The organism is Nocardioides daejeonensis (genome assembly GCF_003194585.1).
Taxonomy (GTDB): domain Bacteria; phylum Actinomycetota; class Actinomycetes; order Propionibacteriales; family Nocardioidaceae; genus Nocardioides; species Nocardioides daejeonensis.
In genome coordinates this window covers 575,337-591,736 of sequence record NZ_QHKZ01000001.1, presented here as the reverse complement: position 1 = coordinate 591,736, position 16,400 = coordinate 575,337, and the positions used below count along the sequence as shown (strand labels likewise).

General features: G+C 69.5%; 15 protein-coding genes. 9 read left to right on the top strand and 6 right to left on the bottom strand.

What is annotated here, in order from left to right:
• Positions 1–77 precede the first annotated feature (77 nt).
• From DNK54_RS02815 to DNK54_RS02785, 7 genes are all read left to right on the top strand, one after another.
• Positions 78–1,676: a FadD3 family acyl-CoA ligase gene (locus DNK54_RS02815; protein ID WP_110205404.1), complete on the top strand. Its 1,599-nt coding sequence runs from the start codon at positions 78–80 to the stop codon at positions 1,674–1,676.
• Positions 1,676–2,830, top strand: coding sequence for an acyl-CoA dehydrogenase family protein (locus DNK54_RS02810; protein ID WP_110205403.1), 1,155 nt, complete (start codon positions 1,676–1,678; stop codon positions 2,828–2,830). Before DNK54_RS02815 ends, DNK54_RS02810 begins: the two co-directional genes overlap by 1 nt.
• Complete coding sequence (locus DNK54_RS02805; protein WP_110205402.1) at positions 2,827–3,789, top strand: acyl-CoA dehydrogenase family protein; 963 nt, start codon at positions 2,827–2,829, stop codon at positions 3,787–3,789. Before DNK54_RS02810 ends, DNK54_RS02805 begins: the two co-directional genes overlap by 4 nt.
• Before the next feature lies 1 nt (position 3,790).
• Entirely contained in the window at positions 3,791–4,861 is a 1,071-nt protein-coding gene (locus DNK54_RS02800; RefSeq protein ID WP_110205401.1) for an acyl-CoA dehydrogenase family protein, read from the top strand.
• A gap of 98 nt (positions 4,862–4,959) precedes the next feature.
• Positions 4,960–5,805: a patatin-like phospholipase family protein gene (locus tag DNK54_RS02795; RefSeq protein ID WP_110205400.1), complete on the top strand. Its 846-nt coding sequence runs from the start codon at positions 4,960–4,962 to the stop codon at positions 5,803–5,805.
• Positions 5,806–5,930: 125 nt separating this feature from the next.
• Positions 5,931–7,019: an HpcH/HpaI aldolase/citrate lyase family protein gene (locus tag DNK54_RS02790; protein ID WP_110205399.1), complete on the top strand. Its 1,089-nt coding sequence runs from the start codon at positions 5,931–5,933 to the stop codon at positions 7,017–7,019.
• 1 nt (position 7,020) lies between these two features.
• Positions 7,021–7,899 carry an HpcH/HpaI aldolase/citrate lyase family protein gene (locus tag DNK54_RS02785; RefSeq protein ID WP_110205398.1) on the top strand — a complete coding sequence of 293 codons (879 nt, stop codon included), beginning with the start codon at positions 7,021–7,023 and terminating at the stop codon, positions 7,897–7,899.
• Positions 7,900–7,982: 83 nt separating this feature from the next.
• On the opposite strand, the gene DNK54_RS02780 is transcribed toward DNK54_RS02785, so the two are convergent.
• The 6 genes from DNK54_RS02780 to DNK54_RS02755 form a co-directional block, all read right to left on the bottom strand.
• Entirely contained in the window at positions 7,983–8,744 is a 762-nt protein-coding gene (locus tag DNK54_RS02780; protein ID WP_110205397.1) for an enoyl-CoA hydratase-related protein, read from the bottom strand.
• Between the two features lie 30 nt (positions 8,745–8,774).
• Entirely contained in the window at positions 8,775–9,407 is a 633-nt protein-coding gene (locus DNK54_RS02775) for a flavin reductase family protein (RefSeq protein ID WP_239459876.1), read from the bottom strand.
• A 16-nt stretch (positions 9,408–9,423) separates the two neighbouring features.
• On the bottom strand, positions 9,424–10,326 hold the full coding sequence (gene hsaC, locus DNK54_RS02770; RefSeq protein ID WP_110205396.1) for an iron-dependent extradiol dioxygenase HsaC: 903 nt from the start codon (positions 10,324–10,326) through the stop codon (positions 9,424–9,426).
• 34 nt (positions 10,327–10,360) lie between these two features.
• Positions 10,361–11,527, bottom strand: a complete 1,167-nt coding sequence (gene hsaA / locus DNK54_RS02765; protein WP_110205395.1) for a 3-hydroxy-9,10-secoandrosta-1,3,5(10)-triene-9,17-dione monooxygenase oxygenase subunit — start codon at positions 11,525–11,527, stop codon at positions 10,361–10,363.
• Between the two features lie 133 nt (positions 11,528–11,660).
• A complete protein-coding gene (gene dmpG, locus DNK54_RS02760; RefSeq protein WP_239459875.1) occupies positions 11,661–12,749 on the bottom strand; it encodes a 4-hydroxy-2-oxovalerate aldolase in 1,089 nt (362 codons plus the stop codon).
• 1 nt (position 12,750) lies between these two features.
• Entirely contained in the window at positions 12,751–13,653 is a 903-nt protein-coding gene (locus DNK54_RS02755) for an acetaldehyde dehydrogenase (acetylating) (protein ID WP_110205394.1), read from the bottom strand.
• 127 nt (positions 13,654–13,780) lie between these two features.
• Between DNK54_RS02755 and kstD the strand changes: the two genes are divergently transcribed.
• Entirely contained in the window at positions 13,781–15,460 is a 1,680-nt protein-coding gene (gene kstD / locus DNK54_RS02750) for a 3-oxosteroid 1-dehydrogenase (protein WP_110205393.1), read from the top strand.
• Between the two features lie 5 nt (positions 15,461–15,465).
• Complete coding sequence (locus DNK54_RS02745; protein WP_110205392.1) at positions 15,466–16,344, top strand: MaoC/PaaZ C-terminal domain-containing protein; 879 nt, start codon at positions 15,466–15,468, stop codon at positions 16,342–16,344.
• Positions 16,345–16,400: the final 56 nt, after the last annotated feature.

Below are 16,400 nucleotides of genomic sequence, written 5' to 3'. Positions count from 1 at the left end.
AACGGGATGTCGGTTCCGAGCGGCGGAACCAACCGCTAGGCTAGCCTACCAAGCACTTGTTTGGTTAGGAGTGATCGATGCCGTTCCCCGACACGCTGCCGCAGGCGGTCCGGGTCGCCGCCGAGAAGTATGGCGACCGCCCGGCCGTCGTCGACGGCTCCACCCGCCTGACCTTCGCCGACCTGCACCAACGGGTCCGCGACGCCGCACGCGGCTACCTCGCCCTCGGCGTACGCCCTGGCGACCGGGTCGCCATCTGGGCGCCCAACACCTGGGAGTGGGTGGTCGCCGGACTGGCGATCACGTACGCCGGCGCCGCCCTCGTGCCGCTCAACACCCGCTACAAGGGCCACGAGGTGGTCGACGTCGTCGAGCGCACCGGGGCGACCGTCCTGGTGATGGCCGACGGCTTCCTCGGACGTGACCAGCTCGCCGAGATCCGGGCCGCCGCGGCCACCCTCGGCGACACCGGCGACGTCGTAGCGGGCCTGCCGGCACTGCGCGGGCTGGTCCGGATCGGCAGCGGAGCCTCCGAGGGCACCGTGACGTTCGGGGAGCTGGCCACCGTCGGCGCCGCGGTCGCGGACGCCGAGCTCGACGCCGTGGCCGATGCGGTCACCAAGGACGACGTGGCCGACATCCTCTTCACCTCCGGCACGACCGGGCGCAGCAAGGGGGTGCTCACCGCGCACCGCCAGACGATCGCCGCGGCGCGGGTCTGGGGCACCAACGGCGGCGTCTCCCCCGACGACAACTACCTGGTGATCAGCCCGTTCTTCCACTCCTACGGCTACAAGGTCGGCCTCGTGACCGGCATCCTCTTCGGATGCACGATCTTCCCGGTCGCCGCCTTCGACGCCCGCGAGACACTGCGGCTCATCACCGAGGAGCGGATCAGCATCGTGCCCGGTGCCCCGACGATCTTCTACTCGCTGCTGCAGCTGCCCGAGTTCGCAGGCGCCGACACCTCGTCGTTGCGCTTCGCCAACATCGGCGCCGCCACCATCCCGGTGGAGCTGATCCGCTCGATGTACCACGAGCTGGGCTTCGGACTGGTGCTGCCCGCCTTCGGCATGACGGAGTGCGTCGTCGCCACCATGTGTCGGCCCGGCGACTCCGAGGAGGTCGTGGCAACCACCAACGGCCGGGTGCTCGACGGCCTCGAGATGCGGATCGCCGACCTGGAGACCGGAGCGGAGCTCGGCCCCGGGGAGCAGGGTGAGGTGCAGTTCCGCGGTGACATGGTGATGCTCGGCTATCTCGACGACCCGGAGGCGACCGCCGCCGCCATCGACGCGGACGGCTGGTTGCACACCGGCGACGTCGGATCCGTCGATGCCGAGGGCAACATGCGGATCACCGACCGGATCAAGGACATGTACATCTCCGGCGGGTTCAACGTCTACCCGGCGGAGATCGAGCATCTCCTGCTCGCCCTGGACGGGGTCAAGGAGGTCGCGGTGATCGGCGTCCCCGACGACCGGATGGGCGAGGTCGGCAAGGCGTTCGTGGTCCGCACCGACGACAGCACCCTGACCGAGGAGCTGGTGCTGAACCACACCAAGGAGCGCCTGGCCAACTTCAAGGTGCCGCGCTCGGTCGCCTTCGTCGACGTACTCCCCCGGAACCTGTCCGGCAAGGTGTTGAAGAACGAGTTGAGAGAGGACCACGCGTAGTGGATCTGGATCTGTCCCCCTCCGAGCTGGAGTTCCAGGCCGAGGCGCGCGCCTGGCTCGCCGCGAACGTGCCGGCCGAGCCACTCCCCTCCATGGACACCGCCGAGGGCTGGGTGCTCCACCAGGAGTGGGAGAAGAAGCTCACCGACGCGCGCTACTCCGTCGTGTCATGGCCGACCGAGTACCACGGCCGCGAAGCCTCCCTCATCGAGTGGGTGGTCTTCGAGGAGGAGTACTACCGGGCCGGCGCCCCCGGCCGGGTCTCGCAGAACGGCATCTTCCTGCTCGCACCGATCATCTTCGAGCACGGCACCAAGGAGCAGCAGGACCGCTTCCTGCCCACGATGGCCTCCGGCGAGCGCGTCTGGGCCCAGTGCTGGTCGGAGCCCGAGGCCGGCTCCGACCTGGCCAGCCTGCGTTCCACCGCGACGCGTGACGAGGCGCGCGGCGGCTGGGTGCTCAACGGCCAGAAGACCTGGTCCTCCCGGGCGAGCTTCGCGCACTGGGGCTTCGGGCTGTTCCGCTCCGACCCCACGGCGGCGCGTCACGCCGGACTCACCTACTTCCTGTTCCCGCTGGATGCCGAGGGCATCACGGTGCGGCCCATCGCGCAGCTCGACGGCGAGGCGGGCTTCGCCGAGGTCTTCTTCGAGGACGTCTTCGTCCCGGATGCCGACGTGCTGGGCGCCCCCGGCGACGGCTGGCGAGTGGCCATGAGCACGGCAGGCAACGAGCGCGGCCTCTCGCTGCGCTCCCCGGGTCGCTTCTGCGCCGCCGCCGACCGCCTTGTCGACCTGTGGCGCGCCCACGGCGACGCGCAGCCGCAGACCCGCGACGCGGTCGTGGACGCTTGGATCCGCGCCCAGGCCTACCGCCTCTACACCTGGGGCACGGTGACCCGGCTGGCCGGCGGCGGCGACATGGGCGCGGCCGGCTCGGTCAACAAGGTCTTCTGGTCGGAGCTCGACGTCGCGCTGCACGAGACCGGTCTCGACCTGCTCGGCGCCGAGGCTGAGCTCGAGAGCCGCTGGACCGACGGCTACATCTTCAGCCTCTCCGGCCCGATCTACGCGGGCACCAACGAGATTCAGCGCAACATCGTCGCGGAGCGCATTCTGGGGCTCCCCCGCGAAGCGAAGGGAGCCGGGAAGTGAAGTTCACCTGGACGGAGGAGCAGCGCGCATTCGCCGACTCCCTCGAATCCCTGCTGGCTGCCAGCGACACGGTAGGTGTCGCGCGCGCGTGGGCCGAGGACGACACCGCCCCGGGCCTGGCCCTGTGGAGTCGGCTCGCCGAGCAGGGCGTCAACGCGCTGATGGTGGCCGAGGACGCCGGCGGCATGGGAGCGACCGGCGTCGAGCTGGTGATCGCCTTCGAGGCGCTCGGGCGGCACGCGGTGCCTGGCCCGTGGGTGGAGTCGGCCGCTTACCTGCCGGTCGCTCTGGGGACTGAGGCCCTGGCCGGCGAGCTCGCCGAGGGCGCGATCGCCTCGGTGGCCGTCGCCCCGCACGTGCCGCACGCCCTGGACGCCGACCTCGCGGCGCACGTGTTCTTCGTCGACGCCGGGCAAGCGAGCGTGGCGACCATCGGCGAGCGCCTGCACTCTGTCGACAACACCCGGCGCCTCTTCCGGGTCTCCTCCGGAGCACCTACCGCGCTCTCGGGTGACCTGGAGGCAGCCTTCGACACAGCAGCGCTGGCCACGGCCGCCCAGCTGCTGGGTGCAGGTGAGCGGCTGCTCGCCGACGCGGTGGCCTACGTGAAGCAGCGGCGACAGTTCGGCCGCGAGATCGGCTCCTACCAGGCCATCAAGCACCAGCTCGCCGACGTCCGGATCGCACTCGACTTCGCGCGCCCCCTGATCAACGGCGCCGCCCTCTCCCTGGGGAGCGCCGACGCGACCCGCGACGTCGCCGCTGCCAAGGCGTTCACCGCCGAGGCGGCGTACCGGGCGTCGCGCGTGGCGCTGCAGGTCCACGGCGCGATCGGCTACACCCGCGAGCTCGACCTCAGCCTGTGGATCGTGAAGGTTCGCGCCCTGGTGACTGCCTGGGGTACGCCGGCACACCACCGGGGACAGGTGCTCGACGCCCTCGTCCGGGCGGGTGCCTGAGATGCACTTCGGTCTCACCGAGGAGCAGCAGGAGCTGGCCGCCACGGTCCGCACTCTGCTTGAGCGCCGCGCCGACAGCACCAGCACCCGGGCCGCGACCGAGAGCGCGACCGGCTTCGACGCCGACCTGTGGCAGACCCTGTGCGAGCAGATCGGCGTCGCCGCCTTCGCCATCCCCGAGGAGTACGACGGCGCCGGCTTCAGCCTGTTCGAGACCGGGATCGTCGCGGAGTCCCTCGGCTACGCGCTGGCCGCCGTGCCACTGATCAGCAGCGTGGTCGCCGCCGAGGCGCTGCTGGGCACCGGCGACGCCGCCCTGTGCGCCGAGCTGTTGCCCTCCATCGCGGGCGGCGAGGTCGCCGCGCTGGCCTGGCCCGGTGTCACCGGCCCCGCTGCGGCGGTGCCGACGGTCGTCGCTGCCGATGACCGACTCACCGGGACGGCCAGCCGGGTGCTCCACGGCGACCGGGCATCGGTGCTGCTGGTCGTGGCAGAGGCGGCGGACGGCGCCGCTCTCTACGTAGTGGATCCGACACAGGCGACCGCCGTCGCGACGCCCGCGATGGACACGACGCTGCGCTTCGCCGACCTGACCTTCGACGGAACGCCGGCGCGGCGGATCGGGGGCGACGCGAAGGCTGCGCTGCACCGTGCCCACCTCGCCGGCACCGCCCTCGTCGCCTGCTTGCAGGTCGGAGGTGCCCAGCGGGCTCTGGACATGACGGTCGCCTACACCGGTGAGCGGGTGCAGTTCGGGCGCGTGATCGGCTCCTTCCAGGCGTTGAAGCACCGGATGGCAGACATGCTCGTCGAGGTCGAGACCTCACGGTCGATCGCGTGGGCCGCTACATACGCGGTGGCGACCGAGGCGGACGACACCGAGATCCTGGTGGCTTCGGCAGCCTCGCACTGTGGCGACGCGTTCATGAAGGTCGCCGGCGAGGCAGTGCAACTGCATGGTGGCATCGGGATCACCTGGGAGCACGACATCTCCTGGGTCTTCAAGCGTGCCCAGGCACTCCATCAACTCTTCGGACTGCCGCACCAGCACCGCGCGCTGCTCCCACTCTGACCCGTCCGGCCCGAACACTGACCGATCGGGTACTCAGCTCCCCCACGCATCCGCCGAACCTGTGAGCCAGTCCAGGTTCCGGTCGCGAGGGGGAGCTGATGTCGTCCCACACCGATGTCTTCGTCTTGTCCGGGGGCGCTGCCCGTGGCGCCGTCCAGGTCGGCATGGCCCAGACCCTGATCGAGGCGGGCATCCGGCCCGCTGCCCTCGTGGGCACCTCCGTCGGCGCGCTGAACGCCGCACACCTCGCCTGCCACCCGGGACTCCGCGGCGTTCATCAGCTGGCCGAGCAGTGGCTTCGACTCACCAGTCGCGACATCTTTCCCGGCGGCACGCTCGGCCTGCTCCGCCACCTGGCCGGACGGCGGCCCTACCTCTTCGGCGACCACGGGTTGCGCAGCATCGTCGACAGCTGGCTGCCCGTCACCCGACTCGAGCAGGCGGCGCTGCCGCTGCGCGTGGTCACCACCGACCTGGAGCGCAATGAGGCGAACTACCACTCCGTGGGCGACCTGCTGCCGCTCCTGCTGGCGAGCGCCGCCGTACCGGGAGTCTTCCCGCCGGTCGAGCTGCCGCGGGCTGGAGGCGGAGTGAGCGTGCACGTCGACGGCGGGGTGGCCGACCTGGTGCCGGTCGCCGGAGCCCGCGAGTTCGGCCCCACTCGGGTCTGGATCCTCGACGCGAGCGTGCCGACGAGAGCACCACGCGCCACCAACCCGGTCGAGATGGTCGTCGCCAGCCTCGGGGTGGCGACCCGGGTCCGCCCGTTCCCGGACCTCGGTACCGAGGTGGAGGTGCATCACCTCTCCACACCCGACCTGGGCGTCGGGATGCGGGACTTCTCCCGCACCTCCGATCATCTCGCCGACGGACGGCGTACGGCGGCACGGCTGGTGGAGCGCCTGCACGCGGGCACACCGACCTCGGCCAGGCCCGCGGCATAGTGCCCCGGGGCCGCGGCGGCTGGCCGGATCCGTGGGGTGGGTCATACCGGCACGGCCCGGCAGGCTGCTAGGTTCCGAGCGGCAGGGCGCGTCGTCCTGCCCGGACGACCTCGAGGAGCAGCACATTGCGTACCGCCAAGGACTTCTTCGCCCCACTCGCGCTGGGGGCGCCGGCCCCGCTGAGGGAGATCCCCGCACGGCCGTCTCGCGCGATCCACTTCTTCGACCCGGGCAACGAGAAGATGGCGGCGAAGGTCCCCGCGATGGTCGGTACCGTCGACGTCCTGCTGGGCAACCTCGAGGACGCGGTCAAGGCGGAGAACAAGGAGCGCGCGCGCGCCGGACTGGTGAAGATCGGCCAGGAGGTCGACTTCGGCCCCACCCAGTTCTGGACCCGCATCAACGCCCTCGACTCCCCCTGGGTCCTCGACGACCTAACCACCCTGATCCCGGCGATCGGCCAGAAGCTCGACGTGATCATGGTGCCCAAGGTCCAGGGCGCCGAGGACATCCACTACATCGACCGGATCCTCGCCCAGCTCGAGGCGAAGGCCGGCATCACCAAGCCGCTCCAGGTGCACGCGATCCTCGAGACCGCCCGCGGCGTCGCCAACATCGAGGAGATCTGCGGCGCCTCGCCGCGGATGCAGGGTCTCTCCCTCGGCCCGGCCGACCTTGCGGCCGACCGCCGGATGAAGACCACCCGCGTGGGCGGGCCGCACCCCGGCTACCTGGTCCGGCAGGATGCTCCCCGCACCGACGACGGTGGCTTCGCCTACGACGCCGAGCGCACCACCTACCAGCAGGACCTCTACCACTACACGATCGCTCGCATGGTCGACGCCTGCGTCATGCACGGCATCTACCCCTACTGGGGTCCGTTCGGCGACATCAAGGACACGGTCGCCTGCGAAGACCAGTTCCGCAACGCCTTCCTGCTCGGCTGTGTCGGCGCCTGGTCGCTGCACCCCGCGCAGATCAAGATCGCCAACAAGGTCTTCGCGCCGAGCGTCGAGGACATCGCGCACGCCCGCCGTGTCGTCGCCGCCATGGGCGACGGCACCGGCGCGGTGATGATCGACGGCAAGATGGAGGACGACGCCTCCCTCAAGCAGTGCCTGGTGCAGGTCGAGCTGGCCGAGCAGCTGGCGGCCATCGACCCCGACCTGAAGGCCATGTACGACGCGATCCCCGCTCCCGCAGAAGAGGCCTGAGATGAGCTCGCACACTGACACGTTCACTCCGCTCCGCTCGGTGCTCTACATGCCGAGCTCCAACGCCAAGGCTCTGGAGAAGGCGAAGACGCTGCCGATCGACGGCGTGATCTTCGATCTCGAGGACGCGGTCGCTCCCGACGCCAAGCCCGCTGCCCGCGAGGCGGCGGCCGCCGCGGTCGCCAGCGGCGAGTACGGGCGCCGTACCCTCACCATCCGGGTCAACGGCATCGGCACCCAGTGGCACGACGACGACCTGGTCGCCGCGGCCCAGGCCGGCCCAGCCGCGATCGTCGTACCCAAGGTGAACAGTGCCAAGGAGGTCCGCCAGCTCGTCACGAAGATCGAGAAGGCCGGTGCCCCCGCGCATACCAAGCTGTGGGCGATGATCGAGACTCCGATCGCGATCCTCAAGGCGCACAAGATCGCCACCGCCAGCGACCGGCTGGGCGCGTTCGTGCTCGGCACCAACGACCTGGTCAAGGAGCTGTACTGCGAGCACGTGCCCGGCCGGGCTCCGGTGCTGCCGTCCCTGCATCAGGCGCTGCTCGCCGGCCGGGCTGCCGGCATCGCCGTGATCGACGGCGTCTACAACGACGTCAAGAACATCGACGGCTTCCTGGCCGAGTGTGAGCAGGGCCGCCAGATGGGCTTCGACGGCAAGACGCTGATCCACCCCGGCCAGGTCGACGGCGCCAACGCCGCTTTCGCCCCCAGCGAGCAGGCCGTCGATGAGGCCCGCGGCCTCATCGCCGCCTGGGAGGAGGGCAAGGGCGCCGGCGTCGTCACCTACAACGGCAAGATGGTGGAGAACCTCCACGTCGAGTCCGCCCAGCGCACGCTGGCGATCCACGACGCCATCTCCGCCCTCGGCGGCTGACCCCTTCTCACCCCGATCGTCCCTAACAGATTCGTGGTCCTACCAGCGGGTATCCACAAATCTGTTAGGGACGATCCGCTTGTTCAGCCGCGGAAGGTGGGCTTCTCCTTGGCGAGGAAGGCCCGGACTCCCTCGTGGAAGTCAGGGCCGCTGTAGACCTCACGGAGTACCTGCTCGTCGAAGGCAGGCGCGGTGTCGATGCGCTCGGAGCGGTCGGCAAGCTGGCGCTTGGTGGTGCGCACCGTCACCGGCGAGAGATCCACGATCCTGGAGACCAAGGACTCGAGCTCGGCGTCCAGATCGCTGGCGACGGCGCTCAGTGCGCCTACCGACTGTGCCTGCTCGGCACCGACCAGCTCGGCGGTCAGCAGCATCCGGCGGGTGATCGACTCACCGAAGACGGCGCGGCACCGGTAGACGATCGGTGCAGAGAGCGCGTTGCCCAGGGTCTTGGCGATCGGGTAGCCAAAGCGTGAGTGCGGCGTCGCGACACGTACGTCGCAGTGCGTCGCCACCGCCAGTCCGCCACCTACGCAGACGCCGTCGATGGCCGCGATCGTGACCTGCGGGAGCGTGTAGAGGGCACGCAGCATGCCGTGGATCCACGTCTCGTAGGCGACGGCGTCAGCATCGACGAAGTCGGAGATCTCGTTGCCGGCAGCGAACGCACGGCCACCCGCGCCCCGCAGCACCAGCACCTTCGCCGTGGGGTCCTCGGCCAGGCCCTGGCAGGTCTCCCAGATCCCGGCGTACATCGCCTTGGTGAAGGCGTTGTGCCGTTCCGGCCGGTTGAAGGTGATCTCGACGACGGCGCCGTCCCGGCGCACCAGCAGGTCCTCACTCACGGCGTGACTCTATCCAGCAGCGCGCGCAGCTCAGCGGGTGGTGCGGTACTTCCCCTGGAAGTAGAGCAGCGGGTCGGGCGAAGCCCCCTCGTCGTCGACCGTGAAGTCCATGTCCTGTACCCGCCCCACGACGATCCAGTGGTCGCCGGCATCGTGGACGGCGTGCACCGTGCAGTCGACGTAGCCGACCGTGCCCGCGAGGAGCGGTGCACCCGTCTTGCCCGTGGACCACTCGGTGTCGGCGAACTTGTCACTGCCGCGCGACGCCATCCGGTTGGAGATGTCGATCTGGTCGGCGGCGAGGAAGTTCACCGCGAAGTGACCCGCCCGCTGCATCAACGGCCAGGCGCGCGACGTCTTCGCCGGGATGAAGGTGACCAACGGAGGGTCGAGCGAGACGCTGGAGAAGGACTGGCAGGTCATCCCCACCGGCTCCCCGTCGGAGACCGACGTCACCACCGTGACCCCGCTGCAGTAGCGCCCCAAGGTGTCACGGAAGCGCCGTGCAGCGGCCTGTGCAGCCTCGTCGTCCCCGATCTCGCTGGCCTCACCGGGCCGGAACTCGAAGTCGAAGTTGCCAAGGAACGAGTCGATCAGCTCCTGCGGCGGCCAGTTGGCCGCCGCATCGGCGCTCATCCCCGCTGGAAGGTGGTGGTCGGTCATGCTGCCCATTGTCTCGTCACTGCTGCCGAACGCTGAAGTCGTGGCCCCAGTAAGAGACCGCGGTGGATGCACGGGCCACCCACTTGCTGTCGTCGACCCGCAGGCCCTCGGTGCCGAACTCGACGTCGAACCCGCCCGGGGACTTCACGTAGAACGAGATCATCTCGTCGTTCATGTGGCGGCCCAGGGTGGCCGACAGCGGCGCGTCGTACTTCTTGACGCGCTCGAGCGCCCGCCCGACGTCGTCGAGCTTGTCGACCTCCAGCATGATGTGGACGCACTTGTCGGCGTTGGGGAACGGCAGGAACGCCAGGGAGTGGTGCCGGGGGTTGATCCCCAGGAACCGCAGCCAGATCTTCGAGCCGGGCTCCTTGCCGGCCAGCTCGCCCGGCAAGGAGAAGGAGTCACGGAGCCGGAAGCCGAGTGTCTCCGTGTAGAACTCGAGCGCGGCCACATCATCGGTGACAGGGATGACGATGTGACCCATCCCCTGGTCTCCGGTGACGAACGTGTGCCCGTACGGCGTGACGGCGGGGCGGGCCTCGTAGGTGATGCCGTGGAACAGCTCGAAGACGTTGTCCCAGGGGTCGGAGAACCGGATCATCTCCTGGACCCGGCGCTCCGCGAGCTCCTCCGGGGTGCCCTCCTCGAAGGCGACGCCCGCCGCCGCAAGGTGGTCGCGCGCGGCCTGCAGCGCCTTGTCGTCGGCGAGCTCCCAGCCACACAGGTCGAACCGGTCGACGTCGCCGGGCTGGACCACCAGGCGCGCCGACACCTCGTCGATGCGGTAGTAGAGGTTCTCCGAGTTCGGCCCCGGCGCCTCGACGAGGCCCAGGACCTTGCCGGCGAACGTGCGCCACTGGTCGAGGTCGGTCGAAAGCACACGGACGTAGCCCATGCTCTTGATATCGATGGTCATGACTGCGTTCTCCCTATTGCGCGGTCGCGGTGGATCAGTACATCCCCGGGTCGATCTTGTGACCGAACTCGAGGTCGCCGAACATCTTGAGTGCACGCTCCGGGTCGTTGGCGGCGTGCACCCGCCCGGCGTGGGCGTCGCGCCAGGCGCGCTGCAGGTAGGTGCCCTCGGCGAGCGCCCGGCCACCGGAAGCCTCGAAGAGTTCGTCGATCGCGTCGATCGCACGCTGGGTGCCCAGGACCTGGTCGCGACGCACCTTCAGACGCAGCTGCAGCGGAATCTGCTCTCCACGCTCCACGAGCGCCTGCTCGTCGCGGATGTTCTGCATGAGCAGCGCCCAGGCGGCGTCGATCTCGGAGCCGGCCCGCGCGATCCGTACGGCGGCGAACGGGTCCGAGGATGCCTTCTCGCCCAGGTAGGCGGCACGGACGCGCTTCTGCTGCATCTCCACGTGCTCGGCGTACGCACCGGTCGCCATGCCGACGATCGGCGTGGTGATGGTGGTGGTGAAGAGCGAATGGAACGGCAGCTTGTAGAGGTTGCTGGTGTTCACTTCCTGGCCCGGGCCGTAGCAGCGGCCGGTGTCGGACATCGAGAGCGTGAACGCGTCGGGGATGAAGGTCTCCTCCACCACGATGTCGTTGGAGCCGGTGCCGCGCAGGCCGACGACGTTCCAGACGTCCACGATCTCGTACTTGTCGCGCGGCACCAGGAACGTCTTGAAGTCGACGACGTTGCCGTCCTCGTTGAAGACCAGGCCACCGAGCAGCACCCACGACGCATGCGCCGAGCCGGAGGAGAACGACCACTTGCCGGAGAGCTGGTAGCCGCCCTCGGTCAGCACCGCCTTGCCGGTAGGCGCGTAGGAGGAGGAGAGCCGGGTGTCGGGGTCACTGCCCCACACGGCCTGCTGTGCCTCGTCAGGGAAGAGCGCGACCTGCCAGGGGTGCACGCCCAGGACCGAGGAGATCCAGCCGGTCGAACCGTCCGCCGAGGCGATCTCCTTCACGGCGGTGAAGAAGTCGATCGGGTCGGCCTCGAGACCGCCGTAGCGCTGGGGCTGCAGCATCCGGAAGAAGCCGGTGGCCTCCAGCGCCTTCACGGAAGCGTCCGGGACCTGCCGGGCGCTCTCGCCCTCGTCCGCCCGCTCACGGAACATGGGCAGCAGGTCACGGACTCCGTCGAGCACGTCCTTGGACATCAGCGGTCTCCTCTAGTGGAAAGGGATGATGGAGCAATACTAGAACACGTTCTCGTTTTGACCAGACCCCTTTCCGGTGAGCCGGATTCCGCCGATCCGGATTCCGCAGGGCCCGACTCCGCAGGGCCGCGCATCAGGCGTTCGCGTCCTGCTTCGCCTTGAGCTGGAGCGCGATGTCGATCAGCTGGTCCTCCTGGCCGCCGATCAACTTGCGCTCCCCCGCCTCGAGCAGGATCTGGGCACCCGAGACGCCGTACCGCTCCGCCGCGTTGCCGGCGTGCTTGAGGAACGAGCTGTAGACGCCGGCGTAGCCCATCATCAAGGTCATCCGGTTGAGGGTGCACTCCTCCGGCATCGCCGGCCGGATGACGTCCTCGGCAGCATCGACGATCCGCAGGAAGTCCACTCCGGTGGACCAGCCGAGCTTGTCGCACACACCGATGAAGGCCTCGAGCGGTGTGTTGCCCGCGCCCGCGCCGAAGCGACGCACGGAGCCGTCGATCTGGGTCGCGCCGGCACGTGCCGCGATCACCGTGTTCGCGACCCCCAGACCGAGGTTCTCGTGGCCGTGGAAGCCGACCGTCGCCTCCGCACCGATCTCCGCGACCACCGCAGCGACCCGGTCGCCCACGCCCTCCAGCACCAGCGCGCCGGCCGAGTCGACGACGTACACGCACTGGCAACCGGCGTCGACCATGATGCGGGCCTGCTTGGCGAGCACCTCCGGCGGCTGCGTGTGCGACATCATCAGGAAGCCGACCGTCTCCAGCCCGAGCTCGCGCGCGAGGCCGAAGTGCTGGATCGAGGTGTCGGCCTCGGTGCAGTGGGTGGCGATCCGGCAGATCTGCCCTCCGTTGTCCTGGGCAGCCCGGATGTCGTCCTTGGTGCCCACGCCGGGAAGCATGAGGAAGGCGATCTTGGCGCGCTGGGCGGTCTCCGCAGCCAGCTTGATCAACTCCTGCTCCGGCGTACGGGAGAAGCCGTAGTTGAAGGAGGAGCCGCCGAGGCCGTCACCGTGGGTGACCTCGATGACGGGGATCCCGGCACCGTCGAGGGCGGCCACGATGTCGCGCACCTCCTGCGGCACGAACTGGTGCCGCTTGTGGTGCGAGCCGTCCCGCAGGCACGTGTCGGTGAGCCGCAGGTCGAGGCCACTGGCCGCGTCCACGTCGGCCCAACGGCGGGTGAGCTGGTTGGTCTCCGGGGTGGTCAGGAAGGTCATGTCACTTCTCCTGGGTGAGCAGCGAGCGGGCGATGTGGTCACCCACGCGGGCGGCCGCGGCGGTCATGATGTCGAGATTGCCGGCGTACGGCGGCAGGAAGTCGCCCGCGCCCTCGACCTCGACGAAGATGCTCACCTTCACCTTGCCGAGGGTCGCCTCGGAGGCGTCGTCGAACTGCGGCTCCTGGAGGAGCCGGTAGCCCGGCACGTACTCCTGGACGGCACGCTCCATCCGGTGCACGGACTCGGCGATCGCGTCGCGGTCGGCATCCGGCTCGACGGCGCAGAAGATCGTGTCGCGCATGATCATCGGCGGCTCGGCCGGGTTGAGGATGATGATCGCCTTGCCGCGCTCGGCGCCGCCGATCGTCATCACGCCGTTCGAGGTGGTGCGGGTGAACTCGTCGATGTTGGCACGCGTGCCCGGGCCGGCGGAGGCGCTGGAGACGGAGGCGACGATCTCGGCATAGCTCACCGGGGTGACGCGGGAGACGGCGGCGACCATCGGAATCGTGGCCTGGCCGCCACACGTGATCATGTTCACGTTCCACGCGCCGACGTGCTCCTCGCCGTTGACCGGCGGGATCACGGCCGGCCCGACGGCGGCGGGGGTCAGGTCGACGGCCCGGATGCCCGCCTCCTGGTAGCGCGGCGCGTAATCGCGGTGCACGTAGGCGCTGGTCGCCTCGAAGATGAGATCCGGCAGCTCATCCTGCTTCAGGAGCCAGTCGACCCCTTCGTGGGTCGACTCCAGGCCCTTGTCGCGAGCCAGCTTGAGGCCCTCCGACGACGGGTCGACGCCGATCATCCAGCGGGGTTCGATGACCTCGCTGCGCAGCAACTTGTACATCAGGTCGGTCCCGATGTTGCCGGGGCCGACGATTGCGGCGGTGGCCTTGCGCATGACTTCTGTGGCCTCTCCTGAGCGGATCTCGGACGACGGGATCGTGGTCCGACCACCACAATAGAACTTGTTACATTCTTTCGACACGCAACCGCCCACCCAGTGGGGCTGGACCACGGAGGACCTCTTGGCGACTGCCACCAACGAGCCTGACGAGTTCGACGTCATCGTCGTCGGATCGGGTGGCGGCGGGATGACCGCTGCCCTCGCCGCGCACGAGCGCGGCCTGAGCGTCGTACTGCTGGAGAGCACCGACGGATTCGGTGGCTCGACCGCCCGCTCCGGCGGTGGCATCTGGATCCCGAACAACTACGCGCTGCTCAAGGCCGGCCAGGGCAACACCCGGGCCGAGACCCGCGAGTACCTGCTCTCGATCATCGGCGACAAGGTCGATCCGGCCCGTATCGACGCCTTCATCGACAACGGCCCCGAGGCGCTGCAGTTCGTCAAGGATCACTCGGCGGCCGACTTCAAGTGGGTGCCGGGCTACAGCGACTACTACCCGGAGGCGCCGAGCGGCAAGGCCTCGGGCCGCTCGGTCGAGCCGAAGCCGATCAACGGCAACATCCTCGGCCCGGAGCTCGGGCGACTCACCGCGCCGTACACCAAGGCGCCGGCCGGGCTCGTCGTCGGCCAGGCCGACTACCGCAAGCTCAACCTGATGGGCCACTCGATCCAGGGCTGGCTCGTCGGCATCAAGCTGGCGTTCAAGCGCACGGTCAGCCTCCTGCTCAAGCGACGCATGTACGGCATGGGCATGGCGATGATGATCGGGCTGCGCAAGGGCATGCTCGACCGCAACATCCCGCTCTGGTACGAGACGCCGCTCACCGACCTGCTCGTCGAGGACGGCAAGGTCATCGGTGTGCAGGTCACCCGCCATGGTGAGCAGCGCACGCTGCGCGCCCGAGCCGGCGTCGTCCTCGCCTGCGGCGGCTTCGAGCACAACGAAGAGATGCGCAAGAAGTGGCAGGCAGAGCCCATCGGCACCGAGTGGACGACCGGTGCGGCCGGCAACACCGGCGCCGGCATCGAGGCCGGCGCGCGCGCCGGTGCCGCGCTCGACCTCATGGACGACGCCTGGTGGGGGCCGGCGATCCCGCTGCCCAGCGGCCCGTGGTTCTGCCTCGCTGAGCGCAACCTGCCCGGCTCGATCATCGTCAACCAGGCCGGGAACAGGTACTTCAACGAGGCTTCGCCGTACGTCGACGCCGTGCACGCGATGTACGAGTCCGCCGAGCGGACCGGGATCGACCACTTCCCCAGCTGGATGGTCTTCGACCAGACCTACCGCAACCGCTACACCTTCGCCGGTTTGCCGCCGCGCCAGTCGATTCCTGGCCGGTGGCTCAAGTCCGGGGCGATCGTGAAGGCCGACTCGCTCGAGGAGCTCGCGGAGAAGATGGGCATCCCGGCCGACGGTCTGCTCTCCACCGTCGAGCGCTTCAACGGCTTCGCCGAGACCGGCAAGGATCTCGACTTCGGCCGCGGCGACTCGGCCTATGACCGCTACTACGGCGACCCCAAGGTCAAGAACCCGTCGGTGGGTCCGATCCAGAACGGCCCCTTCTACGGCGTCAAGATGATGCCCGGCGACCTCGGCACCAAGGGCGGCATCGTGACCGACCCGCACGCCCGGGCACTGCGCGAGGACGGCTCGGTCATCGAGGGCCTCTACGCCACCGGCAACGTCAGCTCTGCGGTCATGGGCAACACCTACGCCGGAGCCGGCGCCACCATCGGCCCCGCCGTCACGTTCGGTTACATCGCGGCGCAGGACATCGCCGACAACTTCAGGAAGGCCTGACACCCATGCCCATCGACACCGCTGTCGCCCTCGCCGCTGCCCCGCGCACCCAGGCCTTCTCCTGGGGCGCCTCCGACGTGCTCCTCTACCACCTGGGCATCGGTGCCGGTGCACGTCCGGGCGACAACCTGAACGCCGCGGCGCTGCGCTACACCCTGGACGACGCCAACCTCCAGGTGCTGCCCTCCTTCGGCGTCGTGGTGCCCACCTTCCACGACACCGACCCGCCTGCGCTCGACCTGCCGGGCTGCGACATCGACCTGCAGATGGTGCTGCACGGCTCCCAGGAGATCCGGGTGCACCGGCCCATCCCCACCTCCGGCACGGCCACCCTCGCCACCCGCATCGCCGAGGTCTGGGACAAGGGCAAGGCAGCCGTCATCGTGCAGGAGGCCGAGGCCCACGACCCCGAGGGCAACCACCTCTGGACCGTGCGGTCGAGCATCTTCGTGCGCAACGAGGGCGGCTGGGGTGGTGAGCGAGGCCCGAGCACCAAGGTCGACCTGCCGGAGCGCGCCCCGGACGCCGAGGCGGCGTACGACGTGACGCCGCAGCAGGCGCTGCTCTACCGCCTCTGCGGCGACCGCAACCCGCTGCACGCCGACCCGGAGTTCGCGGCCGGTGCCGGCTTCCCCGCCCCGATCCTGCACGGCCTCTGCTCCTACGGCATCGTGCTTCGCGAGGTGACCGACGCACTGCTCGACTCTGATGCCAGCAAGGTCGGCGGATTCTCCGCCCGCTTCGCCGGCGTCGTCTTCCCGGGAGACACCATCCAGGTGCGCGCCTGGGACGAGGGCGACCGCGTCGTCATCTCCGCGACCATCGCCGGCGGTGACCGGGACGGCTCCCTCGTCCTCGCCGACTGCGTGCTGACGAAGGCCTGAGTCGCCCCCACTGGCACCACTGGCACCACTTGCCCCGGAAATCTGGTGCTTGGTGT

Excerpts from the sequence above, each read along its gene's own strand:
- DNK54_RS02815 (WP_110205404.1), top strand. The coding sequence starts at position 78 with ATGCCGTTCCCCGACACGCTGCCGCAGGCGGTCCGGGTCGCCGCCGAG.
- DNK54_RS02800 (WP_110205401.1), top strand. The coding sequence starts at position 3,791 with ATGCACTTCGGTCTCACCGAGGAGCAGCAGGAGCTGGCCGCCACGGTC.
- DNK54_RS02795 (WP_110205400.1), top strand. The coding sequence starts at position 4,960 with ATGTCGTCCCACACCGATGTCTTCGTCTTGTCCGGGGGCGCTGCCCGT.
- DNK54_RS02785 (WP_110205398.1), top strand. The coding sequence starts at position 7,021 with ATGAGCTCGCACACTGACACGTTCACTCCGCTCCGCTCGGTGCTCTAC.
- DNK54_RS02775 (WP_239459876.1), bottom strand. The coding sequence starts at position 9,407 with ATGACCGACCACCACCTTCCAGCGGGGATGAGCGCCGATGCGGCGGCC.
- hsaC (WP_110205396.1), bottom strand. The coding sequence starts at position 10,326 with ATGACCATCGATATCAAGAGCATGGGCTACGTCCGTGTGCTTTCGACC.
- hsaA (WP_110205395.1), bottom strand. The coding sequence starts at position 11,527 with ATGTCCAAGGACGTGCTCGACGGAGTCCGTGACCTGCTGCCCATGTTC.
- dmpG (WP_239459875.1), bottom strand. The coding sequence starts at position 12,749 with ATGACCTTCCTGACCACCCCGGAGACCAACCAGCTCACCCGCCGTTGG.
- DNK54_RS02755 (WP_110205394.1), bottom strand. The coding sequence starts at position 13,653 with ATGCGCAAGGCCACCGCCGCAATCGTCGGCCCCGGCAACATCGGGACC.
- DNK54_RS02745 (WP_110205392.1), top strand. The coding sequence starts at position 15,466 with ATGCCCATCGACACCGCTGTCGCCCTCGCCGCTGCCCCGCGCACCCAG.